29 protein-coding genes are annotated in these 25,098 nt (G+C 62.8%); 15 read left to right on the forward strand and 14 right to left on the reverse strand.

The window, feature by feature from the left end:
- Positions 1-94 precede the first annotated feature (94 nt).
- The 3 genes from NKI06_RS02755 (at position 95) to NKI06_RS02765 (ending at position 1,070) form a co-directional block, all read left to right on the forward strand.
- Positions 95-409, forward strand: a complete 315-nt coding sequence (locus tag NKI06_RS02755) for an SH3 domain-containing protein (protein WP_023691186.1) — start codon at positions 95-97, stop codon at positions 407-409.
- Between the two features lie 83 nt (positions 410-492).
- Positions 493-771 carry a DUF982 domain-containing protein gene (locus NKI06_RS02760; RefSeq protein ID WP_032891817.1) on the forward strand — a complete coding sequence of 93 codons (279 nt, stop codon included), beginning with the start codon at positions 493-495 and terminating at the stop codon, positions 769-771.
- Positions 772-830: 59 nt separating this feature from the next.
- Positions 831-1,070, forward strand: a complete 240-nt coding sequence (locus NKI06_RS02765) for a DUF2188 domain-containing protein (RefSeq protein ID WP_023667535.1) — start codon at positions 831-833, stop codon at positions 1,068-1,070.
- 117 nt (positions 1,071-1,187) lie between these two features.
- Here the strand turns inward: NKI06_RS02765 and NKI06_RS02770 are convergent, their stop codons facing one another.
- The gene (locus NKI06_RS02770) at positions 1,188-1,457 is read right to left on the reverse strand and encodes a hypothetical protein (RefSeq protein WP_352983882.1); all 270 of its coding nucleotides are present in this window, start codon (positions 1,455-1,457) and stop codon (positions 1,188-1,190) included.
- A gap of 65 nt (positions 1,458-1,522) precedes the next feature.
- Positions 1,523-2,524, reverse strand: coding sequence for an alpha/beta fold hydrolase (locus tag NKI06_RS02775; RefSeq protein ID WP_352983884.1), 1,002 nt, complete (start codon positions 2,522-2,524; stop codon positions 1,523-1,525).
- A gap of 175 nt (positions 2,525-2,699) precedes the next feature.
- Here NKI06_RS02775 and NKI06_RS02780 point away from each other — a divergent pair, with 175 nt between their 5' ends.
- From NKI06_RS02780 to NKI06_RS02810, 7 genes are all read left to right on the forward strand, one after another.
- A complete protein-coding gene (locus NKI06_RS02780; protein WP_352983887.1) occupies positions 2,700-3,440 on the forward strand; it encodes a competence/damage-inducible protein A in 741 nt (246 codons plus the stop codon).
- 98 nt (positions 3,441-3,538) lie between these two features.
- Positions 3,539-4,372 (forward strand): universal stress protein, encoded by an 834-nt coding sequence (locus tag NKI06_RS02785; RefSeq protein WP_023681540.1) that lies wholly within the window; start codon positions 3,539-3,541, stop codon positions 4,370-4,372.
- 87 nt (positions 4,373-4,459) lie between these two features.
- Positions 4,460-4,960: a xanthine phosphoribosyltransferase gene (gene gpt, locus NKI06_RS02790; RefSeq protein WP_023667540.1), complete on the forward strand. Its 501-nt coding sequence runs from the start codon at positions 4,460-4,462 to the stop codon at positions 4,958-4,960.
- A gap of 206 nt (positions 4,961-5,166) precedes the next feature.
- Positions 5,167-5,664, forward strand: a complete 498-nt coding sequence (locus NKI06_RS02795) for an NUDIX hydrolase (RefSeq protein ID WP_023667541.1) — start codon at positions 5,167-5,169, stop codon at positions 5,662-5,664.
- A gap of 185 nt (positions 5,665-5,849) precedes the next feature.
- Positions 5,850-6,170: an ArsR/SmtB family transcription factor gene (locus NKI06_RS02800; protein WP_023741436.1), complete on the forward strand. Its 321-nt coding sequence runs from the start codon at positions 5,850-5,852 to the stop codon at positions 6,168-6,170.
- Entirely contained in the window at positions 6,167-6,631 is a 465-nt protein-coding gene (locus NKI06_RS02805; RefSeq protein WP_023681542.1) for an SRPBCC family protein, read from the forward strand. Before NKI06_RS02800 ends, NKI06_RS02805 begins: the two co-directional genes overlap by 4 nt.
- A 20-nt stretch (positions 6,632-6,651) precedes the next feature.
- Positions 6,652-7,065 (forward strand): GFA family protein, encoded by a 414-nt coding sequence (locus tag NKI06_RS02810; protein ID WP_352740015.1) that lies wholly within the window; start codon positions 6,652-6,654, stop codon positions 7,063-7,065.
- Between the two features lie 43 nt (positions 7,066-7,108).
- Here NKI06_RS02810 and NKI06_RS02815 read toward each other — a convergent pair whose 3' ends face one another.
- The 6 genes from NKI06_RS02815 to NKI06_RS02840 all read right to left on the reverse strand — a co-directional run bounded on the left by NKI06_RS02815 (position 7,109) and on the right by NKI06_RS02840 (position 14,159).
- The gene (locus NKI06_RS02815) at positions 7,109-8,914 is read right to left on the reverse strand and encodes an ABC transporter ATP-binding protein (protein WP_352983891.1); all 1,806 of its coding nucleotides are present in this window, start codon (positions 8,912-8,914) and stop codon (positions 7,109-7,111) included.
- Positions 8,915-9,302: 388 nt separating this feature from the next.
- A complete protein-coding gene (locus NKI06_RS02820) occupies positions 9,303-9,713 on the reverse strand; it encodes a GNAT family N-acetyltransferase (protein ID WP_352983894.1) in 411 nt (136 codons plus the stop codon).
- Between the two features lie 70 nt (positions 9,714-9,783).
- Positions 9,784-10,734: a diacylglycerol kinase catalytic domain-containing protein gene (locus NKI06_RS02825; protein ID WP_352983897.1), complete on the reverse strand. Its 951-nt coding sequence runs from the start codon at positions 10,732-10,734 to the stop codon at positions 9,784-9,786.
- Positions 10,735-10,747: 13 nt separating this feature from the next.
- The gene (locus NKI06_RS02830) at positions 10,748-11,632 is read right to left on the reverse strand and encodes an SPFH domain-containing protein (protein ID WP_352983901.1); all 885 of its coding nucleotides are present in this window, start codon (positions 11,630-11,632) and stop codon (positions 10,748-10,750) included.
- Between the two features lie 32 nt (positions 11,633-11,664).
- Positions 11,665-13,380, reverse strand: coding sequence for an NAD+ synthase (locus NKI06_RS02835; protein WP_023681548.1), 1,716 nt, complete (start codon positions 13,378-13,380; stop codon positions 11,665-11,667).
- Between the two features lie 62 nt (positions 13,381-13,442).
- Positions 13,443-14,159: a DNA-3-methyladenine glycosylase I gene (locus NKI06_RS02840; protein WP_352983904.1), complete on the reverse strand. Its 717-nt coding sequence runs from the start codon at positions 14,157-14,159 to the stop codon at positions 13,443-13,445.
- 91 nt (positions 14,160-14,250) lie between these two features.
- On the opposite strand from NKI06_RS02840, the gene NKI06_RS02845 reads away from it, so the two are divergent.
- Positions 14,251-14,814: a DUF1003 domain-containing protein gene (locus tag NKI06_RS02845; protein WP_352983907.1), complete on the forward strand. Its 564-nt coding sequence runs from the start codon at positions 14,251-14,253 to the stop codon at positions 14,812-14,814.
- Positions 14,811-15,419 carry a DedA family protein gene (locus NKI06_RS02850; RefSeq protein WP_023688331.1) on the forward strand — a complete coding sequence of 203 codons (609 nt, stop codon included), beginning with the start codon at positions 14,811-14,813 and terminating at the stop codon, positions 15,417-15,419. Before NKI06_RS02845 ends, NKI06_RS02850 begins: the two co-directional genes overlap by 4 nt.
- Before the next feature lie 3 nt (positions 15,420-15,422).
- Here NKI06_RS02850 and NKI06_RS02855 read toward each other — a convergent pair whose 3' ends face one another.
- From NKI06_RS02855 to NKI06_RS02865, 3 genes are all read right to left on the reverse strand, one after another.
- Entirely contained in the window at positions 15,423-16,010 is a 588-nt protein-coding gene (locus NKI06_RS02855; RefSeq protein WP_352983913.1) for a hemerythrin domain-containing protein, read from the reverse strand.
- Positions 16,011-16,055: 45 nt separating this feature from the next.
- On the reverse strand, positions 16,056-16,415 hold the full coding sequence (locus NKI06_RS02860) for a diacylglycerol kinase (RefSeq protein WP_023830668.1): 360 nt from the start codon (positions 16,413-16,415) through the stop codon (positions 16,056-16,058).
- A gap of 75 nt (positions 16,416-16,490) precedes the next feature.
- Positions 16,491-16,910 (reverse strand): GFA family protein, encoded by a 420-nt coding sequence (locus NKI06_RS02865; protein WP_023667555.1) that lies wholly within the window; start codon positions 16,908-16,910, stop codon positions 16,491-16,493.
- Between the two features lie 338 nt (positions 16,911-17,248).
- On the opposite strand from NKI06_RS02865, the gene NKI06_RS02870 reads away from it, so the two are divergent.
- From NKI06_RS02870 to NKI06_RS02880, 3 genes are all read left to right on the forward strand, one after another.
- The gene (locus NKI06_RS02870; protein WP_352983916.1) at positions 17,249-18,319 is read left to right on the forward strand and encodes a GGDEF domain-containing protein; all 1,071 of its coding nucleotides are present in this window, start codon (positions 17,249-17,251) and stop codon (positions 18,317-18,319) included.
- 105 nt (positions 18,320-18,424) lie between these two features.
- Positions 18,425-18,823 carry an antitoxin Xre/MbcA/ParS toxin-binding domain-containing protein gene (locus NKI06_RS02875; protein WP_352983919.1) on the forward strand — a complete coding sequence of 133 codons (399 nt, stop codon included), beginning with the start codon at positions 18,425-18,427 and terminating at the stop codon, positions 18,821-18,823.
- Positions 18,783-19,553: an RES family NAD+ phosphorylase gene (locus NKI06_RS02880; RefSeq protein WP_352983921.1), complete on the forward strand. Its 771-nt coding sequence runs from the start codon at positions 18,783-18,785 to the stop codon at positions 19,551-19,553. The genes NKI06_RS02875 and NKI06_RS02880 overlap by 41 nt, the downstream gene beginning before the upstream one ends.
- A gap of 58 nt (positions 19,554-19,611) precedes the next feature.
- Here NKI06_RS02880 and NKI06_RS02885 read toward each other — a convergent pair whose 3' ends face one another.
- The 3 genes from NKI06_RS02885 to NKI06_RS02895 all read right to left on the reverse strand — a co-directional run bounded on the left by NKI06_RS02885 (position 19,612) and on the right by NKI06_RS02895 (position 24,916).
- Complete coding sequence (locus tag NKI06_RS02885) at positions 19,612-20,985, reverse strand: class II 3-deoxy-7-phosphoheptulonate synthase (RefSeq protein ID WP_352459085.1); 1,374 nt, start codon at positions 20,983-20,985, stop codon at positions 19,612-19,614.
- 135 nt (positions 20,986-21,120) lie between these two features.
- Complete coding sequence (gene mfd / locus NKI06_RS02890) at positions 21,121-24,618, reverse strand: transcription-repair coupling factor (RefSeq protein ID WP_352535543.1); 3,498 nt, start codon at positions 24,616-24,618, stop codon at positions 21,121-21,123.
- 10 nt (positions 24,619-24,628) lie between these two features.
- A complete protein-coding gene (locus NKI06_RS02895; RefSeq protein ID WP_023681561.1) occupies positions 24,629-24,916 on the reverse strand; it encodes an FAD assembly factor SdhE in 288 nt (95 codons plus the stop codon).
- Positions 24,917-25,098: the final 182 nt, after the last annotated feature.

A 25,098-nucleotide genomic window follows, 5' to 3' on the forward strand; every position in this document is an offset into this window, starting at 1 on the left:
ATCTGCTGGACAGATTGCCGCAGCTTCGCTTTAATCCGCCCGCTATAGTCCCTGGGGGCAGGCCGCCTTGGCGGCCGGATTGGGAGCAAAGTCCATGGCATCAAGGGCAATCTATCCGGCGGCAGCCGCTCTGGTGGTCGCACTGTCGTTCGCCGCGTCGTCTCCGGTCGGCGCGCAATATTGCGAAGGCACGGTGCACGGCCTGTCCAGGCACTACGATCTGGATACCGGCAGCGGGTTTCTCGCCGTGCGCGCACGGCCGAACTCGTCGTCGCGCATGATCGGGCAATTGTTCAACGGCGACCACACGGAGATTTTCGACCGCCGGGGCAACTGGTACCAGGTCGAAATCGGCGGACGGACCGGCTGGGCCAACGCCCACTGGCTGCGCAACGACTGCGGTTACTGAGACCAACGATTGCGGTTGTGAGACGTTTGGGCGCAGGCTGACGGCCATTTTTGCAACCATATTGGCTGCTTTGCGTTGCGGCCATCATGGATAACAAACCTTTTGAAACCCCGGTCGTGGTCGAACTCGGCCATGTCGGCAAATATCGCCAGATCCGCAGCACCCAGGAAGCGGCGGAGTGTCTGATGACGGTGTGGCCGCTCAATCGCGGCCCGCGCCATCGTGATGCTCTCGACACTTGCCTCAAAGTGCTGGAAGGTTATCGTTCGACGGCCGATGCACGCAGGGCCTTGATCGAAGCGGCCAAGGAATCGGAAGTGCTGGTTCCCGAAGACCGGCTGCCAGACGCCAAGTTGCATTGAAGCCCAAATTGCAATGAAAAACGGGCCGCATTGAGCGGACGGACGAACCGGAGGATTTCATGGCGAAGCTGACTTACAAGATCGTCGAGCATGACGGGGGCTGGGCCTACAAGGTCGGTTCGACATTCTCGGAGACATTCCCGACCCACCAGGATGCGCTGCGCGCCGCCGAGATCGCCTCGGCCGAACAGCAGATCGCCGGCGCCACGGACGGCATCCAGTATGAGGATGCCGAAGGCAAGTGGCACGACGAACTGGCCGACGGCCGCGACCGGCCGCAGACCGAAGTTTCCGACTGATCCTTGCCCCTCAGCTTTCGCTGCCGGCCGTGGATGCTCGCCTAAGCAATTCCCTTGGGAATTGCGTCAAAACAAACAGGCGGGACATCCTGCCGGTCAGTCGAAGCCGCGGCTTGATCACTTGCCGCAATATTGATCGTTCACGTTGGGCCTCACATTTCCGTAGGGTCCTGACGGGTCGGAGGCGCACGGCCCCGTAGCGCCATAGCCTTGGCTGCCGTCGGCATTGATGCTGCCGGTGGTGCTCTGGTCGACGGTCGATGACTGCTCGTTGCCGAACGGCCACCAGCTGTGATGGTTGGAATACGTGCCGTCCGATGACTGCGCCATCGCCGATGTGGCAAGACCGATCGTCAGCACGGATGCTGCAAAAACTTTCCTGTACATTGAATTACTCCGTATCTGCCGCCTTGGGTGCGACACGGGGTAAAACCGGATATCAGCCGAATGGTTCAGTGAAATTGTTGTGAGGCTGTGGTGAGGTCTTGGCCGGCGAATGTCCGCTCGGCAATGCGCTTGATGAAGGTGATGACGCGGTCCGGCTCGTCGAATTGCGGCATGTGGCCGAGGCCTTCGACCGTCTCGAAATCGAGCCCTTCGATCCTGTCCTTCATCGGCTCCCCATGTATGCGCATGGCGATGACGCGATCGGCTGTCCCGAAGAAAATCCCGGCCGGCATGGCGATCTCTCCATAGCGCTCTTCGATGCGGCCAAGATCCTCTTCGACCGCCACGAAATCGGTGGAGGTCGCATGGAAATGGACAGGCCTCAGCCCGAGCCATCCGCCGCCATCGATCATGTAGTCGGCGGGAACGGCCTGCGGCGAGAAGATGAACTCCAGTGTCTGCCGCGCATATCTGAGGCTTGTCGGTATCGCGACGGTGTAGGCCATGATCCAGCGCCAAAGCCGCGAACGGATATAGAGCAGGCCCGCTTTCTCGCGGACGCCGGCTTCCAGATGGGTCAGCGGCGCCAGCAAGGCGATGCCGGAAATCGCGCCGGGATGCTCCAAGGCCAGGGTCAGCGCGACGGCGCCCCCCAGCGAGTGCCCGACCACGAGCGGCCTTTCCAGCCCGAGTGTTTCGATGAAGCGCCTGATGATCTCGGCCTGTTCAGGCAGACGGCCGGTGGCTCCTCGCGCGCGAACAGAATAGCCCGATCCCGGCCGGTCGAGTGCAATGAGGCGGTAGCCAGGGCCAGAGCGCTCAAACAGCGTGTGGCGAAACTGGTGGAGCTGCGCGCCAAGTCCGTGCACGAACAGGATCGGCCGTCCCTCGCCCGTTTCGACATAATGGATGCGGCTGCCGTCGATCTCGACGAAGTTTCCGCTGGCCGGCACCAGCCTTTCGGCCTTGGCGGCAATCCAGAGCGTAGCGGCCACCAGGCAGGCCACGATGACGAGAGCCAGCACGGACAGGCCGGCGACAAGCCAAAGCAGAATCGATACCAGCATGTTTTCACCCGGGAAGCGGACCGGCGCGCACCATCACCCACTGACGAACGCTCGGCAAGGCAGATGGCGGCTTGTGTCGGCATTGCCGCCAGTTCGATGGCGCGCTATCTCAGGCGACCTTCTTTCTGCCTCAGGCGACCTTGTCTGCCAACGGGCCTGTTTGCCGGAGCCTTCCATGCCTGAAATCGTCACTGCCGCCATGCTTGTCATCGGCGACGAGATTCTGTCCGGCCGCACCAAGGATAAAAATATCGGCCACCTCGCCGACATCATGACGGCCATCGGCATCGACCTGAAGGAAGTGCGCATCGTTCCCGACGAGGAGGACGAGATTGTCGCTGCGGTGAATGCCGTACGCGCCCGCTACACCTATGTCTTCACCACCGGCGGCATCGGCCCAACGCATGACGACATCACCGCCGATTCCATTTCCAAGGCTTTTGGGGTGCCCTGCGAATACGACGCCAAGGCCTATGCCATGCTGGGCGAGAGCTATGCCGCGCGCGGCATCGAATACACCGAGGCCCGCAAGCGCATGGCGCGCATGCCGCGCGGCGCCGACCATATCGACAATCCGGTCTCCGTCGCGCCCGGCTTTCGCATCGGCAACGTCCATGTCATGGCCGGCGTGCCGGCGATTTTCCAGGCCATGCTCGACAATGTCGTGCCGACGCTGAAGGCCGGCACCAAGATGCTGTCGGCCACCGTCCATTGCCCGTTCGGCGAAGGCCTGATCGGCGGTCCCGTGGGCGACATCCAGAAGGCGCATCCCGACACCATCATCGGCTCCTATCCGAAATATGGCGACGGCAAATTCTGGACGGAGCTGGTGGTCCGCGCCCGCAGCCAGGAGGCGCTGGATTCGGCACGCAAGGACGTCGAGGCGATGGTGGCCGGCTTCACCGCCGCCAATTGACCCTGGGTTCGCGGACCATCGCCGGGCCGGAACCAAGCACCGCACTCCCACGTTTTCCCTCGGGCGCAGCACGCGCTGGCAGATTTGAGGGATTTCGCATGCGCTTCAAGACCATCGTCGCCATATTGCAGAACGAACAGGACGCCGAACGCGTGCTCGACTGCGCCATCCCGCTTGCCGACCGGTTCGAGAGCCATCTCATCGGCATCCATGCCGAAGCGCTGCCCGTTCCCTACACCTCGGCAACCGGCTTCCCCGACACTGAGTTCCTGCAGGTCTCCGCCGACATGAACCGCGAGCGCGCCGAGAAATTGCAGGCGCTTTTCGTTGGGCGGATCGAGAATTCCGGCCTTTCCTTCGAATGGCGCAGCCTCGAGAGCTTTTCCGGCGACAGCGCGCTGACGGGTATTTCCAGCGTGCGCGCCGCCGATCTGATCATTGCCGCGCAGCGCGAGACCGGGGGCGACACGAGCGCCGATGTCGACACGCTGGTTTACGATGCCGGCCGGCCAGTGCTGGTGGTGCCGCATGAGGGGCCGTTGGTCACCACATTCAAACATGTGCTGCTGGCCTGGAACGGCAGCAAGGAGGCGGCGCGTGCCGCCTTCGACGCGCTGCCCTTCATCATCGAGGCCGAAAAGACCGACATTCTGGTCATCGATCCGCCGGATACGCTGGATGACAACCCGGAAGCCGCCGGCGCCGAGATCGCCGCGGCACTCTCCAGGCATGGCGCAACGGTCAGCGTGTCGGTGCAGAAATCGGGTAATGCTTCGGTCGATGACGTCATCCAGACCCGGATCGCCGAGACCGGAGCCGACCTTCTGGTGCTCGGCGCCTACAGCCATTCCTGGCTGCGTCAGCTTTTGTTCGGCGGCGTCACGCGCACCGTGTTGCGCAGCGTGCCGGTTGCGGCCTTTTTGTCGCGGTAACTCCACAGACTGGCCCCGCCCTTGCCAATGCCCTGACTTTCCAGTTAATTCCGCGCGCATTCCACAATGTTGCGCGCGGAGTGCAGAATGTCCCTTCCCGAAAAAGCCTTTCCGGTCTCCTGGGACCAGTTCCACCGCGATGCCCGGGCGCTCGCCTGGCGGCTTGCCGGCGCCAACAAGGGTCAGTGGAAGGCCATCGTCTGCATCACCCGTGGGGGCCTGGTTCCCGCTGCCATCATCTCACGCGAACTCGGCATACGCGTCATCGAGACGGTCTGCGTCGCCTCCTATCACGACTACACCAGCCAGGGGCAATTGCAGGTGCTGAAGGAGATCACGCCGGCGCTGCTCGCCGATGATGGCGCGGGCGTGCTGATCATCGACGACCTCACAGACACCGGCAAGACGGCAGGCATCGTGCGCGCCATGATGCCCAAGGCGCATTTCGCCACCGTCTACGCCAAGCCGAAAGGCCGGCCGCTGGTCGACACCTTCATCACCGAAGTCAGCCAGGACACCTGGATCTACTTTCCCTGGGACATGGGTTTCACCTACCAGAAGCCGATCGCCGACGATCACGCCGGCTGATTCGCGCCAGCCCCATTTCTGCCCAGACGGCCAAACCCGCCCCGTCTGCTATGAAAACAGACACTGGAAGGCACATTATTCTGTCGAATCGACGCCTGTTGGCGGATTGGACGGTTGGTGTGATGTTTTTTACTTTTAAGACTTACACTTGTCGGTAAGATTCATACGGCGGCTAACGATTCTGAGGGCTGGGGTAGCTTTCACTGATGCTGACGACACCGGCGACACACGACCATCTGGCTGAAAGGGTCCGCAAGCTCTTCGGCACTTCGCCTTGTCGCCTGCAGGTTGCCGCTTTGCCATGGCGCAATAACGAAGACGGCGTCGAGATCATGCTGATCACCAGCCGAGACACCGGGCGTTGGGTGCTGCCGAAGGGCTGGCCCGAGGCCAGGGAGCCGCTCTGCGAGGCAGCGGCGCGCGAGGCGGGCGAGGAAGCCGGATTGCGTGGCAAGATTTCGCTTTTCGAGGCCGGTCGTTACTTCTACGCCAAGGCCCTCGCGTCCGGCGAGGAAGTCCCTTGCGAAGTGCTGGTGTTTCCGCTGCAGGTCGAGCACGTTGCCGACCGCTGGAAGGAAAAGCGCGCGCGCACCCGCAAATGGGTCAATGGGGCCGAGGCCGTACGCATGGTCAACGAGCCGGACCTCTGCCAGATCATCGCCCATTTCTGCGCCGATCCCGACAAGTTCGTCGTTAGAGCCTAGCTCACAGCCACCGCTGCATAGTCCTGCGCGCCCGCACCGGTTCTTGCCCCGATTCCGGGCTCGGTGCTTCGCTCCGCGCGCCAGCAATCCGACACTATAAATCCCTCCCCTTCAGGCCAAGCTTAGCCACAGCTTGACATGCAGGCATTTACCTGCATATTGTGTCTTCAAGATGAGTGAGACCGATGGACGCCGACAAGGTTTTCAAAGCGCTGGGCGACCCGACCCGCAGAATGCTGCTCGATCTTCTGTGTGAGAAGAACGGCCAGACGCTCGGCGAGCTTTGCCAAAACCTCGACATGGCAAGGCAATCCGCGACCCAGCACATCGATCTTCTGGAGGCGGCCAATCTGATCAGCACGGTCAAGCGTGGCCGAGAGAAGCTGCATTTCATCAACCCCGTGCCGCTGCACGAAGTCTACGAGCGGTGGGTGCGAAAATTCGAACGGCAGCGGCTGAGCCTGCTGCACGACCTGAAACAAGAACTCGAAGGAGACGACCAATGACCCGGGAAACCACCAGTTTTGTCTACGTGACCTACATCAGATCGACGCCACAAAAGGTGTTCGAAGCCATCACCAGGCCCGATATCGCCAAGCGCTACTGGGGCCACGAAAACGTCTCCGACTGGAAGCCCGGCTCGAAATGGGAACACATCCGCGCCAATGACGAACGGACCGTCGAACTCGTTGGCAAGGTCGTCGAAATCTCGCCGCCAACCCGGCTGGTCATGAGCTGGGCCAACGCCTCGCAGGCCGACGATCCCACCAAGCACAGCCGGGTGACGTTCGCCATCGAGGAATACGACACCATGGTCAAGCTGACCGTCAGCCATGACGAGCTCGAAGCCGGCAGCGGCATGGCCAAAGGCATCAGCCAAGGCTGGCCGGCCGTGCTGTCCAGTATGAAATCCTTCCTCGAAACCGGCACGGGCATTGACCTTTTCGCCAAGCCGAAATCGGCCTGAAGCAACCGCGGAGAACGACGATGACCAAGCACTTTACCGGCGGCTGCGCCTGCGGCGCGATCCGCTATGAGGCCAGCGGCGAGCCGATCTTTCAGAACCACTGCCAATGCCTCGATTGCCAGAAGCGCAGCGGTACTGGCCATTGTTCCTATGTGACCTTCGGCCGGCGCACTGACGTAAAGATCACCGGCGAGCCGAGCACATGGCGGATGATCGCCGACAGCGGCAATGAAAAAGCCCAGGCCTTTTGCCCGACCTGCGGCACGCCGGTCTACGTAACGTTCGTCGCCATGCCGGAGGTGACGGCTATCCAGGCCACGAGCCTCGATGATCCCGGCCAGTTCGACCCGCAGGCGGTCACCTACACCGTGCGCGGCCACGCCTGGGACACGATCGACCCAGCGCTTCAGCCATTCGAGCGAATGCCTGGATGAACCAGGCAGAGCCCTATCCCTCGGATAGGGCTCTGCGTTCAGCTCAGATCACCAGGCCCTTGGTCAGTTCCAGCGCCTGCCGCTCGAACAGGCGGCGGTAGATGCCGCCCTTCAGCCGGATCAGCTCGTCATGCGAGCCTTCCTCGACGATCTTGCCACGGTCGAACACGAGCAGCCTGTCCAGCGCCCGCACCGTCGACAGACGGTGAGCGATGACCAGCGTCGTGCGGCCAACCATCAGCCGCTCCATCGCCTGCTGGATCAGTACTTCCGATTCCGAATCGAGGCTCGATGTCGCCTCGTCCAGGATCAGGATGCGCGCATCCGCCAGGAAGGCGCGTGCGATCGCCACCCGCTGGCGCTCGCCGCCCGACAGTTTCACGCCGCGTTCACCGACCAGCGTGCCGTAGCCCTTCGGCAGGCTGGTGATGAAGTCGTGCGCGCTGGCGAGCTTGGCGGCATGCTCGATCTCGGCCTGCGTGGCGTCCGGACGGGCATAGGCGATGTTTTCCGCCAGCGAGCGGTGGAACAGGATGGGCTCCTGCTGGACGATGGCAATCTGCGCGCGCAGCGACGCCTGTGCAACCTGGGAGATGTCTTGGCCATCGATCAGGATCCTGCCGCCGCTGACATCATAGAGACGCTGGATCAGCTTCACGAAGGTCGTCTTGCCCGAGCCGGAATGGCCGACCAGTCCGACCCGCTCGCCCGCCGCTATCTCCAACGAAAAGTCGCGGTAGAGCGGCAAGCGATGGCTACCATAGTGGAAGGTGACGTTATCGAAGGCGATGTGGCCATGCGTGATCCGGATCGGCTTGGCGCCGGGCCGGTCCTCGACGCCGAGCGGTTGCGACTGGAAATCGACCAGTTCCTCCATGTCGTTGACCGAACGCTGCAAATTGCGGATATGCGTGCCGATGTCCCTGAGGTAGCCCTGCAGCACGAAGAACGAGGTCAGCACGAAGGCGACATCGCCCGCACTTGCCTGGCCCCAGGCCCACAGCATCAGCGACAGGCCGATTACTGCCGTCCGCAGCACCAGCAGCATGGCGCCTTGCGTCGTGCCGTTGATGGTGCCGCGCACCCAAGTGCGGCTGGTCCGCGCGCGCCATTTGGCGACGACCTTGGCAAGACGCGTTTCCTCGCGCGTCTCGGCGCCGAAACCCTTGACCACGGCATTGCAGCTCACCGCATCGGCAAGCGAGCCGCCAAGCCGCGTATCCCAGCTGTTGGCGAGCCGTGCCGCGGGCGCGACATAGCCGAGCGACAGCAGCGCCGTCACGGTGATGAACAGCAGCGAGCCGACTGCCACGACCAGCCCCATCAGCGGCCAGAACCAGCCGAGCAGCAACGTCGAGCCGACCAGCATGGCGACCGACGGCAGCAACGCAATCAGGATGGTGTCGTTGAGCAGGTCGAGAGCCCACATGCCGCGCGTAACCTTGCGCACCGTCGATCCGGCAAAGCTATTGGCGTGCCAGTCGGTTGAGAAGCGCTGCACGCGATAGAACGCGTCGGCGGCGATGTCGGCCATCATCTTCAGCGTCAGCTCGACAATACCCATGAAAGCCAGGTTGCGCAGCACCACGCCGGTCAGCGCCAAAGCGATGAGCGCGGAGAACGCCGCCATTGCCGCATTCCACGCGACATCGTCAGCCAACGCACTGCTGGCGACGGCGTCGACCAGCCGGCCGGAATAGAGCGGCGTCAAGACGTCGGCCAGGGTCGACAGCAGGAAGCTGCCCATGATCAGCGAAAGCCGCCACGGCTGGCGCCGCCAGTGGCTGAGCGTGAAGCCAAGAACGCTGCGAAAGGCGCTTGCACGCAGATCGATTCGGAAACGAGCCATGTTGTCATCCGGGCGCAAATCTGCCCGGTCCCGGTAAGGTCTGAAATTGAAAACCGCGCTGGGCAATTCGCCCGGGGCTGCGGAGGTTCGGCATAGGTGGCGGCGCGCCCGATTCGTCGGGTGGCGACCGGCATCGGCAGAAGCCTGTACTCGACCCGGCATCGGCGCGAAGGACAAACCTTCGCCGGACGCCAGGTGAGACCTAGGCTTCGCGGCCTCGCATTACCATGTGAAATACTGCCATTCGGACCTCCCGCAAGACACTTGCGGAGCGGTCCTTATAGAGACGCCATGAAGGATCGCCAAGGCCGGGCACGTGGCAAAGCGTAACTGGTCCAACCAGTAAGGTTATTTTGCAACAACAGCCGGTCAACCCCCTCGCTATGCCTCATTCCGGGTTGCGATCGAGGCGCATGTAGCGGCCGTCGGTCGATGCCTTGAAGCCCAGCTTCTCATAAAGGCCATGCGCGTCACTGGTCGACAGGCTCCAGTGCGAGACCGTGCTGAGTTCAGGGTGGTCGATGAGCGCCTGCACCAGTTGCAAGCCAATTCCTTGGCCGCGATGCTGCGGCCAGATGATGATGTCGGCGAGATAGGCAAACACCGTACGGTCGGTGATGGCCCGGCCAAAACCGACTTGGTTCCCGTCGATATAGGCCGCGGTGCAGAACGAGTTGGCAAAGGCGCGGCGATGAAACTCATCGCTGCGGCCGGCGCCCCAATAACTTGCCATCAACAGGTCGGAGGTCGCCCGGAAATCGATCCGTGACATGTCGAAGCTGATCTTACAGTCGGGCATGGTGCCTCGCAAAGAATGGAGGGCGGCCGAATTCAGTCCGGCCGGTGATTTGGCTGCCCACGTGGCGCGCTTATGGCACTACGAGATAGGCCTTCTGGTCGGCGATCGCGATGGTCACGTCGGTGCCGGAATTGAAGTCGACGAAATCGACCTCCATGCCGTCGCTGAAGATGACGCCGCCCCGGCTCTGCCGCGACGACACCACCAGCGGCCGGTCGCGGGTGATGACGCCATGGACCAGCGACACGCCGGTCGTGTTGCTCGGAAACGGTTCGCGCACCGAAAAGAACAGCTGTTCGCCTTCGCGGTCATAGCCTTGCGGCGGCACGGTCGGCACGGAGTTGTCACCATAGGCCGCGGCCAGTCCCGCGGCGCCCGCCATCACCGAGCGCAGCCAGCCGGTAGAGCCGGCGCCCGTGGAGATGATAATGCCGCTCGACGACTGGCGCTCGGTCCTGCCGCCATAGGTCAATTCGTAGCGCGCCGAGACACGCGTGGAGGCGCCGACGAACAGATCGTTGAAGGCGATTAGCCGGCGTCCGTCATTGGAGCGCGCTTCGGCCATCACCACCGCCTGGCGCTTCGCCTTGCCGGCGATCGTCAGGCCGAGGACCTTTTCGGTATCGTCGGCATTCCACGGCAGCAACACGCCGTCGAAAAGCGCCGGGTTCGGGTTGATGCCGATCAGCGGCTGGTACGGGAGGTACTTCGCGGTGTTGGACACCAGCCCGTCCTGACCGAGCGCGATCACCGCGTCGGAGCCGAATTCGAACTGCGGGACCAGTTCGCGGTCGAGCCGCAACTGTTTGAGGCCTTGGGGAAGCGAACCCATTACCCGGTCGAGCGCCTGGTGATAGACGTCATGCGCCGCCTTGACCGGGTCGAAATTCATGCCGGCCTGCCGGAGATAAAAGCGCGCCTGTCCCTGCGTGTTGAAGCGCGTCGTCAGTTCCTCCAGCTCGGTCTTGCGGGTGACGACGATCACCCGGTCGATCGGCCTGCCGCTCTGGTCGCTTGCCACCCGAGCTTGCCTTTCAGGACCCGGCTTTCGGCGTGGAAAGCTGGCTGAGCGCGCTGGTGAGCATATCAGGCGTGATCGACAGATTGCCGACCGAACCGCCCTTTTCCGCCCAGGCCTTGAAGGCCATCGCCGTCAGCACGTGGGCGGGCGCCGACGAATAGACGGTCAGTTCCAGCTGCGGCGCCTTGGCTTGCGCCTCGGCAAGCGTCAGCTTGTTGCGCGCTTCGGTGTCGACCAGCAGCTTGTTGCGTTCGGCAAGCTCGATTTCGGTCGCCAGTTCGCTCTGCTTGATCTCGCGCTCCTTCTCCACGCCCCAGGCACGGCGCCCATAGATCGCGGCATCGGCCTGGCGCTGCAGCGCCTCGCGATATTCGGTCTGGAGCGCCTTGCGGATCTCCGGCGTCGGCTGGACTGAGGTGATGTGGACCTCCTCGATCGACAGGCCGGCGGTCGCGGCAATCGGATCGTTGCGCAGCAGTTCGGCCAGATTGCCACCGAGCTTGGTCACCTCGGCCAGCGCCTGTTCCAGCGTCATGCTCGAAACCACCGCGCGGGCGCGGCTCTGTATCGCAAGCACCAGGCGCTCGGCGATCTTCTCCCGGCCGTCGCCGACGACGTCGGCACGGCTGAGCTTGGCGCTGAAATCAAAACCTTCGGCTGCCTTGAGTGGATCGATGATGCGGTAGCTGACCGACCCCTGGATTGCCAGATCCTGGAAATTCGCCGTCGTCTCGGTGAAGATGAAAGGGTTGTCGAGCGACGTCACCGGCACCATGGCGATGGTGGTGCCGAACGTCCCGTACCAGAAGGAGATGCCGCGCCCCTGCTCACGGACCTTGCCGTTCTTGAAGCGCAGGATGTGATATTCAGGCGTTCCCTTGAAATAGCTGAAAAACATGAAAGCCCCAAGGTTCTCTAATTAAACGAAGTTCAGCCGCGATCCCTGAAACGGTTGGTGATGGGATAACGGCGGTCGCGGCCAAAATTCTTCCGGGTGATCTTCACACCCGGCGCCGCTTGCCGGCGTTTGTACTCGGCAATGTAGAGCAAATGTTCGACGCGCGTCACCGTCGCCCGGTCGTGGCCGCGCGCCACGATGTCGTCGACGCCCATTTCGTTCTCGACCAGGCATTCCAGAATGTCGTCCAGCACCGGATAGGGCGGCAGCGAATCCTGGTCGGTCTGGTTCTCGCGCAATTCCGCCGACGGCGCCTTGTCGATGATATTCCTGGGGATCACCTCGCCTGAGGGACCGAGCGCGCCCGGCGGCACATGGCTGTTGCGCCAGCGCGACAGCGCATAGACCTGCATCTTGTAGAGGTCTTTTATCGGGTTGAAGCCGCCATTCATGTCGCCATAAAGCGTGGCGTAGCCCACCGACATCTCGCTCTTGTTGCCCGTGGTGACGACCATCGAGCCGAACTTGTTGGAAATCGCCATCAGGATCGTGCCGCGCGCGCGGCTCTGTAGATTCTCTTCGGTGATGCCTTCCTTGGTGCCTTCAAAAAGCTGCGCCAGCGTGTGTAGGAAACCCTCGACCGGTTCGAAGATCGGCACGATGTCATAGCGGCAGCCAAGCGCACGGGCGCAATCCTCGGCATCCTTCAGCGAATCCTCCGAGGTATAGCGGTAGGGCATCATCACCGCCCGCAGCCGCTCCTCGCCGAGCGCATCGACGGCCAATGCGGCGCAGATCGCCGAATCGATGCCGCCGGAGAGACCCAGCACGACGTTCTTGAAGCCGTTCTTGTTGACGTAGTCGCGCAGGCCGAGCATGCAGGCGCGGTAGTCCGCCTCCTCGCGCTCGGGGATTTTCGACATCGGCCCTTCCGAGCAGACCCAGCCGTCGAACTCTTCTGCGTTTTGCGCGCCTGCGGCGACGCGGTTGCGCTTCCAGGTGGTGACGTCGACAGTTTCCTCGAACTGGCTCATCTGGAAGGCGAGCGTCTTGTCGGCGCCGATGGCAAAAGAGGCGCCGTCGAAGATCAGCTCATCCTGGCCGCCGATCTGATTGGCATAGATCATCGGCAAACCGGTCTCGATGACCTGGCGGATAACGACCTGATGGCGCACGTCCATCTTGGCGCGGTAGTAGGGCGAGCCGTTCGGCACCAGCAGGATTTCCGCGCCGCTCTCGGCCAGGGTTTCACAGATGCCGACGTCGCCCCAGATGTCCTCGCAGATCGGAATTCCGATGCGCACACCGCGGAAGTTGACGGGTCCCTGAGCCTCGGGGCCGGCCTGGAAGACGCGCTTCTCGTCGAACTCGCCATAGTTTGGCAAATCGAGCTTGTAGCGCTCGGCGAGGATCTTGCCGCCATCGGCGACGATGATCGAATTGTGGGTGCCGCTCTTGCGCTTCAGCGGCGTGCCGATGATGACGCCCGGCCCGCCATCGGAGGTATCCGCGGCGAAATCCTGAGCGGCCTTCTCGCAAACCTTGAGGAAGGCCGGCTTCAGCACCAGATCCTCCGGCGGATAACCGGCAAGGAAAAGCTCGGTGTAGAGCACGATGTCGGCGCCCTGGCGGGCGGCATCCGCCCTCGCCTCGCGCGCCTTGGCAAGATTGCCGGCGACATCGCCGACCGTCGGGTTGAGCTGGGCAACGGCGATGCGCAGAATATCGGGTGCGGTCTTCTGGGTCATCTGTGCGGTTTAGCGCGGCAAATTTGCCCGAGCAATGGCGTTCGTTTGGACCAATTCGGTGATCAGTCGTCGCCCATATATTCGCGCAGCGATTGCGGCGAATGGTTCTCTCCGATCGACATCGCCAGAATGCGCGAAATGTGCCGGCGCGGCAGGCCGGTTTCCTGCGCCCATTTGTTGATCTGCGCCTGAATCCTGTCGAGATCCCTCTTCGACGTCGGACTTTCGGCGATGTCGAGGCCGGCGTCACGCAAAGCCGCGACCATATCGGCCGAGATGACGAAGGCGTCCCATTGCAGCCAGCGCAGGAAATACTGGCCGGTGTTGCCGCCAAGCCGGCTGCCATGCTTGCCGAGATACGCCATCAGCCCGACCTGGTCGTCGTCAGGCCACTCCGCGAGGAATTTGCCGAAACCGCCATGTTCCTTCGACACACGCTCAACGAAGGCGGCGTTGTCGCGGACGGATTTGATCTTCTGCAGGTTGCGCACAATGCGTTGATCAGCCGTCAGGTCGTGCCAGAAGTCATCAGGTTGGAACAACAGCCGTTTCGGCTCGAAATGGAGAAAGGCTTCCTCGAAGCCCGGCCATTTCTGTTCGATGACGCGCCAGACGAAGCCGGCGGCAAACACCCGCTCGGCCATCGTCGACAGGATGCGATCGTCCGTAATGTCGGCAACAGCAGCATTGTCACACGCCGGCCCGAGCAGCGAGGTCAGCACCGCGTCGCCGCCTTTGCGTTTTGCAGCACGGGCGCGAATCTTCGCGAAATCGGGCATCCTGCATCCTCGCGCCGCGCTTTTGACGAAACGCCATCTTCCTATATGCAAACGAGGCTGCCAAGCCGATGCTTTTCCTATGGAGACATCCATGCACAAGACCGTGCCAGAACTGGCCAACCGCTGGCTGAAGCGAACGCCGGAGGGCCTCAGCGAGCTCGAGCGGCGGGTGTTGCAGAGCACCGTCGACCGCAAGCCCATCTCGCAGGATATCAACGACAGCCTCACCGGCCTTCAGGGCGCCGGCGACCGGATCGCCGATGCCATTGCCCGCATCGGCGGCTCGTGGACGTTCATCCTGTCCTTCATTGCTTTCCTGGTGCTGTGGATCGGCGCCAATTGGTGGCTGCTCGGGCGAGACTCGTTCGACCCCTACCCCTTCATCTTCCTCAACCTGGTGCTGTCGACGATCGCCGCCTTGCAGGCGCCGGTGATCATGATGTCGCAGAACCGCCAGGCCGCGCGCGACCGCATCGACGCCGCGCATGACTATGAGGTCAACCTCAAGGCCGAGATCGAGATCATGGCTCTGCATGAAAAGCTGGACGAACTGCGCCACAGCCAGATCATCGGCGTGCGCGAGGACATCGCGCGCCTGGCCGAACAGGTGAACCGCATAGACGAAAAACTGTCGGGCCGGCAAACCTCTCAATGACCGGGATCGTCCATCACCTCATCGAGCAATATGGGTTGATCGCGGTTTTCCTGGGCTGTGTCGCCGAAGGCGAAAGTGCGGCCATCCTCGGCGGCTTCTTCGCCCATCAGCATGTCTTCATCCTCTGGAAGGCTTTCCTCACGGCCGCCATTGGCGCCTTCGTCGGCGACACGTTTTTCTTCATTCTCGGCCGCAGCTTTGCCGACCATCCCAGGGTGCTGAAACTGAAGGCGAGGCCCGGCTTCAACCACGCCTACCGTCTCGTCTCGTCCCATCCCAACATCTTCGTCCTGTCCAACCGCTACATCTATGGCCTGCGCCTGGTCGGCGGCATCGCGGCCGGTTTCGCCAGCATTTCGGTAGCGCGCTTCGTTATCCTCAACGCGGTGTCGTCGCTGGTCTGGGCGGCTTTGTTCTGCGGCATCGGCTACGTCTTCGGCCTCGGCGCCGAGCAGATGATAGGCAAGGCACTGCTCCATCACGAACGGCTGCTGATCGCGCTTGCCATAGGTCTGGGTGTCGCCATCCTTGCCTGGCTCATCGCCCGCACCGTCGCCGGCAAGGAGCGCGCCAAGGACGCCCGCGACAGCGAAACCACATCGTAAGGTTCAGTCGTCGTCCTCGACCAGAGCCCGGTCGCCGCGATCGAGGATCAGCGGGATGATGAGATCTTCCTCGTCGGCCAGATGCCGCTTCAGCATGGCGATCAGCCGGCTGTTCTCGTCCGCATAGGCCTCGGCGGCGAAGCGCTGCCTGTCCTCGCTCTCCTCGAGCGTGCGGATGAAGGCGTTCGCCGTCTCGACGTTGCGCTCCAACCCCTCATGAATGGTGTGATGGTCGGCATCGAGGATTTCGAAGCCGCGCTTCAGGCGCGGCTCCGCCTTGGCGAAAGCCGGGAAATATTGGTAGTCCTCGACATTGTGGTGGCCGTCGAGATTGCCTAGAAAGTGGTTCAGCCGCGGCGCGAACCAGCGGGCGAAATCCGGCGCCGTCAGCCTGCCTTCGCGATAGTCGCCAATGCCGTTGGTGAGCATGCCGCCCAGCTCTCGGAACATATCGTGCCGCTGCAGCCACATGTTTGCCATGCCGTGGATGTTGGCGTGACCCTGCCATGTCTCGCGCGGATATTTTTCCGCCAGCCAGCGCAGGTCTTCCGGCAGGCCGGCTCTTTCAAGCAGCAGAAAATTGGCTTCCACGACGCCAGTCTCCTTTGGTGACTAACACATATGGGAGCGTTCAGATCAGATCGGTAGTCCCGTGATGCGCTCGATGAGGGCGATTCCCCAGACGCCGGCGACGATGACGACCGAAATCAGCACCGCCAGCGAGCCGCAGTCCTTGGCGAGCTGGATGTCGACGTTGAACTCGCGACTGAAGGCATCGCAGGCTGCCTCGATGCCGGTGTTGAGCACTTCGACCATGATGAGCAGCAGCATCGCACCTATCAACAGCGCGTAGCCGCTCCACGACACCGAGACGAACCAGCCGAGCGGCAGCGCCAGCACCAGCAGCATCAGTTCCTGCTGAAATGCCCTTTCGCTGGCGGCGAGCTTGCGAAAGGCTCGCACAGAATTGAAGTAAGCACCGATCAGCCGCTGCATGCCGCATCCCCTTCGAATCACCGGCAGGGGATATCGCAATGGCTGGATCAAGGGAATAAGGCAGCCGCCGCAAAATCACTCCTCCGCAACCTTGATCGTCGGCGTCGACTTCTCGAACTGCGGCAGTCCATCGTCGATCGTATAGTAATCGCCCTTGTCGCCGACAAAGATGTGGCATTGGCCTTCGAGCCCGGTCGGGTTGTCGAACGATCCGGCCAGAACTGAGACATAGGCATCCTGACCCGGCTTCCAGAACAGCACCGAGCCGCAGATCTTGCAAAAGCCGCGCTTGGCAAAGGAAGACGATTCGTACCAGCTGATGTTGTCGGCGCCGGTTATCGTGATGTCGCCGTCGGCGACGTTGGTCGCGGCGTAAAAATGCCCGCTCTGCTTGCGGCACTGCGAACAGTGGCAATAAATGACGCCGCGCAACGGCCCTCGCGTCTGGAAACGCACGGCTCCACAAAGGCAAGATCCGCTGTGGTTGTTGCTCATCCCTACCTCCACCAGCCATCGTCCACGGCTTCGCCGCTGGCCGAGAGGATTTCAGTTTTGCCGCAGCCGGGCACCGGCAAATGCGACATGGGGTGGGCGTGTTCGGACCTGACCTCAGGATCTTTGCAAACCATTTCTGCAGCCTGCGGTAGAACGGACGCGTTACCTGGCGGCACATTAAGGAAACTTTAGCGCCGGCGCATCTATGGTCGTTGCCAAGCGAATGTCGCGATTGGGGACGTGTCTTTCGCAGGATGATCCGAAATACGGCTGGCACTCTCCGGTCGGCGGCATCTCGCACGGTCTGCGATGGTTCCCAGAGGCAGAGTGAACAAAACATGCAGCCGGCAGCCGTCCAGACCGACCGAAACAGCGACATTGCAACAGCCATTGTGGCGACCATGCGTCAGCTCGGCGTGCTTGGCCTGCCGCGCAATTACGAAATCTTCTACGAAGCACTGAAAGGCACCAATCGCGAACTCGGCCTGGCCGTCGTCGCGCTGGGCAACCAGCCGACGCAGGACGATCTCGACCGCATCGGCCGCGCTTTCTTTGCCCAGCATCACGGTCCCGGCATTGTCGAGCAGGCGCGCGACGTGCTGGCCAGGGAACTCGAGGACATCGCCTTGCTGCTGCGCAGCGAACGTAGCCATATCGAGAAATACGGCAAGATCCTCGATGAGACGTCAAGCGGCCTCGCCAACCGCAGCCTGCTTTCGCAGGATCTGCTGCAGAAGGTCGCCAGCGCCATGGCGGCGGCCACCAACTCGACCCTCGACCACGGCAAGCAGGTTGCAACCACGCTGAGCGACAAGACGGCGGAACTGGAGAGCGTCAAGTCGAAGCTTGAGGAGTACAAGCGGCTCGCCGACACCGACCCCTTGACCCATATCTGGAACCGCCGCGCCTTCGACAAGCAAATCACGGCGATTTACACCTCCAACAAGGGGATCCTGTTCAACGCCCTGATCCTTGCCGACATCGACCATTTCAAGGGTGTCAACGATCGCTACGGCCACCCGGTCGGCGACAAGATCATCCAGATCGTCGCTGAAATCTTCCAGACCAGCATCCGTGAAGACATGTTCGTAGCCCGCACCGGCGGCGAGGAATTCGCGCTGATCGTCGAGGGCGCCAGCGAGGATACCACTTACGAGATCGCCGAACGCATCCGCGTGCTGATCGAACAGACGCCGTTCACCAGCAGCCAGACCGGCGCCAATTACGGCACGGTGACCGTTTCCATGGGCATCTGCATGGCTTCCGAAGCGGAAAGCCCGGAGGATCTTTACACCAAGGCCGACCGGGCGCTCTACCGCTCCAAGGTTGGCGGGCGCAACCGCGTCACCCGGCACTCGACAATGGCCGGCCGCACCGGCAAGAACTGGCTGCTATACAAGAAAGACTGACGCTTCGGCGTGCAGCCAATTCCCGGGCACGGGCAAATTTATCGGATCCCGCCTCTTTCCATATGAATTTTCGTGGCCTATATTTTCCATGGAAAGAGAGAGGCCATGTCTGTTACACAACCCAATGCTGCCGCCCCTGATCTGACCGCGAATGCGGCCGAAAATGCGGTTCTGACCAAGGCCACGCTGCGCGCCGCCGAACTCTTGGATATAACCGCCAGGGTGCTTGCGTCGATCATCGGCGTCTCGGAAGCCACGGTTTCACGCATGCGCAGGCAGGAATTCCTGCTGGAGCGCGGCACCAAGCCGTTCGAACTCGCGGTGCTGTTCGTGCGGCTGTTCCGTTCGCTCGACGCCATTGTCGGCGGTGACGAGACGATAGCCCGGGCATGGCTGAAGAACGCCAATACCGCGTTCGATGGCAGCCCGCTTGAAAAGATCCTCACCATTACCGGGCTTGTCGATGTCATTGCCTATCTGGACTCCCGACGCGCTCTCGTCTGAAGCCGTCCGGCTCGACGGCAAATACTGGCGCATGGTCGAGGCGCAGCACCGCGTCTCGACCCTGAAGATCGTTGACACGCTGGACGAACAGGCGCTGCTCGAGGATCTGATCGAGGAGACCAAGCCGCAGATCCCCATGGAATGCAGGCATCTCCACTATCTGCTGGCGACGCCCTTCCGCTACGGCTCGATCTATCCCTACGGCTCGCGCTTCCGCCGCGCCGGCCGCACTCTTGGCGTCTACTATGCGGCGGAGACGATCATGACGGCGGTCGCCGAAATGGCCTTCTACCGCCTGCTGTTCTTCGCCGATTCGCCCGACACGCCATGGCCGCACGACGCCGCCGAATACACCGCCTTCGCCGCCGCGATCCGTACCGACAAGGCCATCGACCTGACGCGGCCGCCGCTCGACCGCGACCGGGCCCATTGGACGCATCCGACCGACTATGCCGCCAGCCAGGCGATTGCCGATGTCGCTCGCGAGGTCGGGCTGGCGGCGATCCGCTACCGCTCGGCGCGCGATCCGAAGGGCACCAATGTAGCGCTGCTGACATGCCGCGGTTTTGCCAAGGCCAAGCCGCTGGAGCCGCATACCTGGCGCATCCGGCTCGGCTCGTTCGGCGTCCAGGCCATCTCAGAATTTCCGGAGAAGCGGATCGAGTTTTCCAGAACTGCCTTTGCCAACGATCCCCGGCTCAACGGATTGCGCTGGGAACGCGGGCGTTGATCAAAACGAAAAAGCACCGGATCTCTCCGGCGCTTTCCACTTCAATCTGAAAACGGGTTCAGCCGTTGGCCGCCTGCTTGTGCTGCACGGGATGGCTCTTCTTCAACAGGTCGGAGACGAGGAAAGCCAATTCGATCGCCTGGTCGGCGTTGAGGCGCGGGTCGCAATGGGTGTGGTAGCGGTCCTGCAATTCCTCGGCGGTGATGGCGCGGGCGCCGCCGGTGCATTCGGTAACATTCTTGCCGGTCATTTCGACATGGATGCCGCCGGGATGCGTGCCTTCGGCGCGATGCACCTCGAAGAAGGTCTGGACTTCCTTGAGGATGCGGTCGAACGGCCGCGTCTTGTAGCCGGCGGCCTCGATCGTGTTGCCGTGCATCGGGTCGGACGACCACACCACGCTGCGGCCTTCCTTCTGCACCGCGCGCACCAGCTTCGGCAAATGGTCGGCGACCTTGTCGGAGCCGAAGCGGGCGATCAGCGTCAGCCGGCCCGGCTCGTTCTCCGGATTGAGCAGGTCGATCAGCTCCAGCAGACCGTCAGCCGTCAGCGACGGGCCGCATTTGAGGCCAAGCGGGTTCTTGATGCCGCGGCAATATTCGACATGGGCATGGTCGGGCTGGCGGGTGCGGTCGCCGATCCAGATCATGTGGCCCGACGTTGCGTACCAGTCGCCCGAGGTCGAATCGACGCGGGTCAGTGCTTCTTCATAGCCGAGCAGCAGCGCCTCGTGGCTGGTGTAAAAGTCGGTCTCGCGCAGCGCGTAGTTGGTCTCCGAGGTGATGCCGACGGCCTTCATGAAGTCCATCGTCTCGGTGATGCGGTTGGCGAGCATGCCATACTTCTCGCCTTGCGGGCTGTCGGAGACGAAGCCCAGCATCCAGCGATGCACATTCTCCAGGCTGGCGTAGCCGCCTTGGGCGAAGGCACGCAGCAGGTTAAGCGTCGCCGCCGACTGGCGGTAGGCCATTTCCTGGCGGGCCGGGTCGGGAATACGCGACTTGGGGTCGAACTCGATGCCGTTGATGATGTCGCCACGGTAGCTTGGCAGCGTCACCTCGCCCTTGGTCTCATTGTCGGACGAGCGCGGCTTGGCGAACTGGCCGGCGACACGGCCGACCTTCACCACCGGCTGCGCGCCGGCAAAGGTCAGCACCACCGACATCTGCAAGAAGACGCGGAAGAAGTCGCGGATGTTGTCGGCGCCATGTTCGGCGAAACTCTCGGCGCAATCGCCGCCCTGCAGAAGGAATGCGTCGCCGGCAGCGACAGCCGCAAGCTGCTTCTTCAGCTTGCGCGCCTCACCGGCAAAAACCAGCGGCGGAAAGGTGGCGAGCTGGGCTTCCGTGTTCTTCAGCGCGGCGAGGTCCGGATAGGCAGGAACCTGCTTGATCGGCTTTGCTCTCCAAGAATTCGGCGACCATTTCGTCATCGCTGCACCCAAACGCTCTTTCCAGCAGGCTTTTGCCCGCCATTCCCGCCCCATATGGGGATGGCGGCTCCATACACGAAGCCGATTTCCTATTCTAGACCGGAATTCAAGCGCTGGCGAATGATAGCCGGCGGGCTATGCGGCCTTCTCCACCAGCCGCGCCAGTTGCGTCATGACGACGGCCGAGCCCGCCAGGCGCTTCTCCGCCGTTGGCCAGTCGCGGATGAAGACCACGCTGTGGTCGGTCCTGATCTTGGCCAGCGAACCCTGCTCGCCGATGTATTTGACCAGCCCGACCGGGTTGGAGAACTCGCGCTTGCGGAAGTGGATGACGACGCCCTTGGGGCCGGCATCCAGCTTTTCGACATTGGCCCTGCGGCATAGCGCCTTGATGAAGACAATCTTCAAGAGATGCTTCACCTCTTCCGGCAGCGGGCCGAAGCGGTCGATCAGTTCGGCGCCGAAAGCGTCGATTTCCTCGGTGTTTTCGAGGTCGCCGAGGCGGCGGTAGAGCGCCAGCCTGAGCTGCAGGTCCGGCACATAGCTCTCCGGGATCATGACAGCCGTGCCGACGGCGATCTGCGGCGACCAGCCGCCATCCTGAACCTCGCCGGAATCCTTCACCTCGGCCACCGCCTCCTCCAGCATCTGCTGGTAGAGTTCGAAGCCGACCTCCTTGATATGACCGGATTGCTCTTCGCCCAGAAGGTTGCCGGCGCCACGGATGTCGAGGTCGTGGCTGGCGAGCTGGAAGCCCGCGCCAAGCGTGTCCAGCGACTGCAGCACCTTCAGCCGGCGCTCGGCCGTGTCGGTGAGCTTGCGATTGGCCGGCAGCGTGAACAACGCATATGCCCGCACCTTGGAACGGCCGACGCGGCCGCGCAGCTGGTAGAGCTGCGACAGGCCGAACATATCGGCGCGATGGATGATCAGCGTGTTGGCGGTCGGAATGTCGAGCCCGGATTCGACGATGGTGGTCGACAACAGCACGTCGTACTGGCCGTCATAGAAGGCGTTCATGATGTCGTCGAGTTCGCCCGGCGGCATCTGGCCATGGGCCACCGCCACCTTCAGCTCGGGGACGGATTCGCGCAGGAAATCATGGATTTCGGCGAGATCGCTGATGCGCGGCACGACATAGAAGGAATGGCCGCCGCGATAGCGTTCGCGCAGCAGCGTCTCGCGGATGACCAGCGGATCGAAGGGCGAGATGAAGGTGCGCACCGCCATGCGGTCGACCGGCGGCGTGGCGATCAGCGACAGTTCGCGCACGCCGGTCAAGGCAAGCTGCAGCGTGCGCGGGATCGGCGTCGCCGACAGCGTCAGCACGTGGACGTCGGTCTTGAGGTCCTTCAGCCGTTCCTTGTGCTTGACGCCAAAATGCTGCTCCTCGTCGATGATCAGCAGGCCGAGATTCTTGAACGAGATCGCCGACCCGAGCAGTGCATGGGTGCCGATGACGATGTCGACCTGCCCCTCGGCGATGGCTTTCTTGGTTTCCGCCAGTTCCTTGGCGCCGACCAGCCGCGAGGCCTGGCCGACGCGGATCGGCAGGCCGGAGAAGCGCTGCGAAAAGGTCTTGAAATGCTGGCGCGACAACAGCGTCGTCGGCACCACGACCGCGACCTGGAACCCTTCCATCGCCGCGATGAAGGCGGCGCGCAACGCCACTTCGGTCTTGCCGAAGCCGACATCGCCGCAGATCAGCCGGTCCATCGGCTTGCCGGCGCCGAGATCGTCCACGACGGCATCGATCGCGCCCTGCTGGTCGTCGGTCTCCTCGTAGGGAAAGCGCGCCGAGAATTCGCCGTAAAGCCCTTCCGCCGGCACCATGGGCGGCGCGGTACGCATCTGGCGCTCGGCGGCAATGCGGATCAGCTGTCCGGCCATGTCGAGCAGGCGCTTCTTCAGCCGCGCCTTGCGCGACTGCCAGGCGCCGCCGCCGAGCTTGTCCAGCGTCGCCTCGGCTGTGTCAGAGCCGTAGCGCGACAGAAGCTCGATGTTTTCCACCGGCAGGAACAGCCGGTCGTCGCCGGCATAGTGGATTTCCAGGCAGTCATGCGGCGCACCGACCGCCTCGATGGTGCGCAGGCCGATGAAGCGGCCAATGCCGTGATCGGCGTGGACGACGATGTCGCCGGCCGACAGCGACGAGGCCTCGGCGATGAAATCCGACGCGCGCTTCTTGCGCTTCGAGCGGCGGATCAGCCGGTCGCCCAGAATGTCCTGCTCGGCGACGACAACCAGCTGTTCGGTCTCGAAGCCGGATTCCAGCGGCAGCACGGCGAGTGCCGCCTGCCCCGGCTCGAGCTTTTCCGCCTCGGCCAGCGTCGCCACCGGCACGAGATTGCCGAGATGGTGCTCGGCCAGGATCTGGCCCAACCGGTCGAGCGAGCCTTCGGTCCAGCCGGCGACGATGACCCGGCGGCGCGCCGCGCGCTCGTCGGCGATGTGTTTTACGACGACATCGAAGACGTTGATGTTTGGGTCAGCCCGTTCCTCGGCAAAGCTGCGGCCATGGCGCGAGCCGCCATGGAAGACCTTCTTGGCCCCGACATCGGGCGCGTCGAAGGCGGTGAAGTCGATGGCTTCGCGCGGTCCGAGCGACGCTACGAGGTTTTCCGGTGAGAGATAGAGCAGGTCCGGCGCCACCGGCTTGTAGGGCACGGCGTCCTTCAAGGCGGCGTCGGCCTGTTTGCGGCGCGCTTCGTAGTGGTCGAGGATCAGCGTGTGACGCTCAGCCAGCGCTTCGTGCGCCAGATGGTCGAAGATGACAGGCGCATCCGGCAGATAATCAAACACTGTCTCCAGCCGCTCGTAGAACAGCGGCAGCCAGTGCTCCATGCCGGCAAAGCGCCGCCCTTCGCTCACCGCCGCATAAAGGCCGTCGTCGCGCTGCGGCGCGCCAAAGGCTTCGATATAGGAGCGGCGGAAGCGGCTGATGGTTTCGGGGGTCAGCGCCACTTCACTCATCGCCTGCAGCGCCATCGACTTGCGCTGGCCGGTGGTGCGCTGCGTGGCGGCGTCGAAGACGCGGATCGATTCCAGCGTGTCGCCGAAGAAATCGAGCCGCAGTGCTTCCGTCCAGCCGGGTGCGTAGAGGTCGAGGATGCCGCCGCGCACGGCGAATTCGCCGATACCGCGCACCGTCGGCACTCGCTCGAAGCCGGAAATCTCCAGCCGGGACACCAGCGCGTTCATGTCGATTTGGTTGCCGGGCTTTGCGTGGAAAGTCTGCGCTTCGACCAGATCGGCCGGCGGAATGCGCTGCAGCAGCGCATTGGCAGTGGTCAGGATGACCGCGCGATGCGGCTTTTTTGCCAGCGCGATCATCGCCGTCAGGGCGTCGAGCCGCTTGGCGGCGGCATCGGAGCCTGGCGAAACGCGGTCATAGGGCAGGCAATCCCAGGCCGGCAACTCCAGCACCGGCAGGCCGGGGGCGGCAAAGGTCAGCGCCTCGATGATCGACGGCAGGCGCTGGCCGTCGCGCGCCACGAACAGCACCGGTTTGTCAGGCGCAATCTCATGGATCGCCTGCACCAGCGCAAAGGCTTCGTAGCCATCGGCAACGCCGTCGACGATGAACTGGCCGGCACGGCCTTTCGGCAGACCGATTTTGGGAATGAGGCTCATGGTTGCACGTTTAAAATGTCATGGTCCGGCGCGATGCCAGGATCTTTTGCAGGACGGCACAGTCGATATTCCTGGGAACCGGGCGTTCGCCGGTGACCATGGGCAGGAATTCGGTGTCGGGGATGTCGAGGAGCCTTTCATATTGGTCGATTTCATCGCCGGTCAAGGCGCCGATCTCGTTGTCGGCAAACGTACCGAGGATAAGGTCCATCTCGCGCATCCCGCGATGCCAGGAGCGGAACAACAGCTTGCGGCGCCTGATATCCAGCCCCTCGCTTGATCGTTTCGTCCCGGTCATCGTGCCGCATCCTTGCTTGGTGCGGCGCATATAGCGTGGATAGAGGGCGGTGTCAGCCTTGCAACGCACGGGTGGGCGGCTAAACATCCCTGGTGTGAAGAACACTCCTGACAACGCTGGTGCCGGACACCGCCCGCACTTCACCCTCCCCCTTGTGGGGAGGGTCGGCGAGCACGCTTCGC

Source organism: Mesorhizobium sp. M0772 (assembly GCF_040320135.1).
Classification (GTDB): Bacteria; Pseudomonadota; Alphaproteobacteria; order Rhizobiales; family Rhizobiaceae; genus Mesorhizobium.